The 1,817-nt window shown below is 71.8% G+C and carries 2 protein-coding genes and 1 pseudogene; 1 reads left to right on the top strand and 2 read right to left on the bottom strand.

The annotated features are described in order from the left end of the window. Window positions 1-276 (bottom strand): annotated as a pseudogene (locus AB8Z36_RS38230) (SAM-dependent methyltransferase); the annotation flags it as partial. Between the two features lie 137 nt (window positions 277-413). Between AB8Z36_RS38230 and AB8Z36_RS38225 the strand changes: the two are divergent. Beyond that, a complete protein-coding gene (locus tag AB8Z36_RS38225; protein ID WP_369217971.1) occupies window positions 414-1,310 on the top strand; it encodes a hypothetical protein in 897 nt (298 codons plus the stop codon). Window positions 1,311-1,364: 54 nt separating this feature from the next. Here the strand turns inward: AB8Z36_RS38225 and AB8Z36_RS38220 are convergent. Next, window positions 1,365-1,817 (bottom strand): GNAT family N-acetyltransferase (locus tag AB8Z36_RS38220; protein ID WP_369217970.1); only part of this gene is annotated, 453 nt, incomplete at its 5' end.

Raw genomic sequence — 1,817 nt, 5'->3', positions numbered from 1 at the left:
CCCCAGCATCCCCGCGCTGAAGTCCACCCCGGTGACCCGCTCCCGGCACAGCGGCAGCAGCGCCTCGACCCCCGCACCCGTCCCGCAGCACACATCGAGGCCCGCGTCGAAGGGGCCGAGCGGGCGCAGTGCTTCGGCCGTCGCCGCGAGAAACCGGTCAGGCGTACGGAACGGCGTCCGGTCGAACTTCGGGGCGAGGAGGTCGTAGCCCCGCTCGGTGGAGGAGAGCGCCTGAACGGCCAGTTCGCGCAGCGTGGGGCCCCGGGAAGTGAACACAAGCACCAGGGTAGCCAGGGCGGCCGCCCGCGGGCGGTGCCATGGCCGGTTACCGCCACGAGGGCTATCGGGGAGCGGCGCGGGTCGGGTAGAGGTGCACCTCGGCTCAGCCAGTCCCGTACTCCCGGAGGCGTTCCATGACCACAGACCGGCACCGGACACACCAGCACAGGACACACCAGCACAGGGCAGACCGGCACAGGACACACCAGCACCGGGAGGACCGGCCCAGCTCCGGCAAGACCCGGTTCGACGACATCTACGACCTGCCGGACCCGCGCGGCTACTTCCGCACCCTTGCCCCCTACGAGTACGAGATCCCGCACCACGCCCAGTCCGTCTTCCGCCGCACCCGCGACCTGCGCCGACAGGCCTCCGGCGACGACCGCCCGTCCGCCGTCCTCGACCTCTGCTGCTCGTACGGAATCAACGCGGCGCTGCTCAACCACGATGTGACGCTCGCCGAGCTGTACACGCGCTACACCTCCCCGAAGGTGGCCGCGCTCACCCCGCAGGAGCTCATCGAGTACGACAAGGAGTTCTACGCCCGGCGCCGTCGCCCCGACGCCACGGAGATCATCGGGCTCGACACCGCGCCGAACGCCACGCGGTACGCGCTGGACGTCGGGCTGCTCGACGAGGCGTACGCGGAGAACCTGGAACGGCATCCGCCCAGTCCCGCGCTCTGCCGCGCGGTCGGCCGCACCGGCCTCATCACCGTCACCGGAGGCATCGGCTACATCTCGCACCACACCTTCGACGCGCTGCTCGGCTGCGCCCGCGAACCGCTGTGGGTGAGCGCGTTCGTGCTGCGGACCGTGCCGTACGGGCGCATCGCGGCGACCCTGGCCGCGCACGGCCTCGTCACCGTCACCGACACCTCGCGGACATATCCGCAGCGGCTCTTCACCAGCCCCGAGGAGCGCCGTGACGCCGTGCGGGAGGTCATCCGGGCCGGTGCCGACCCCACCGGACTTGAGTCGGCGGGCCGGTACCACACCCGGCTGCACGAGTCCCGGCCACGGACCGACTGAGGCGGCGCGAGCGTACGGACTCCTAAGTGGGCAGGGCTTCAGAGCCGGAAGGGCTCAGAGCTTCAGCACGAAGCTCGTGCCGGGGCGGCCGTCCAGGCGGACGTCACCAGTGGGTACGAAGCCGGTGCGGGTGAGCACGGCCCGTGAGGCGGGATTGTCCAGCGTCGTGGCGGCGCGCAGCTCGGTGAGACCGTACGCCGTGACGGCGAGGTCGCAGGCCTGCCGTACGGCCCTCGTGGCCAGACCCTGGCCCGCGGCCTTCTCCGCGATCCGGTAACCGAGCTCCGCGCCGCCGTCCGCCACGTCGACGAGATTGACCCGCCCGAGCACCTCGCCCGAGTCGCCCACGAGGACGTGGAAGTAGCAGTCGCCCTGCGCCTGTTCGGCGAGGAGGGCGCTGTGCCGTGCCGCGAAGTCCCTGAAGTAGGCGTCGCCGCGGTCGGGGACCGACGCGGCGAAGTAGTCGCGGTTCGCCTCCTCGAAGGCGAGGAGGGCGGGGGCGTGGTC

Source organism: Streptomyces flavofungini, assembly GCF_041028215.1.
GTDB classification, from domain to species: domain Bacteria; phylum Actinomycetota; class Actinomycetes; order Streptomycetales; family Streptomycetaceae; genus Streptomyces; species Streptomyces flavofungini_B.
This window is presented reverse-complemented; position numbering and strand designations above follow the sequence as displayed.

Bases quoted from the DNA above. Each gene is read 5' to 3' on its own strand.
- AB8Z36_RS38225 (WP_369217971.1), top strand. From the start codon at position 414: ATGACCACAGACCGGCACCGGACACACCAGCACAGGACACACCAGCAC.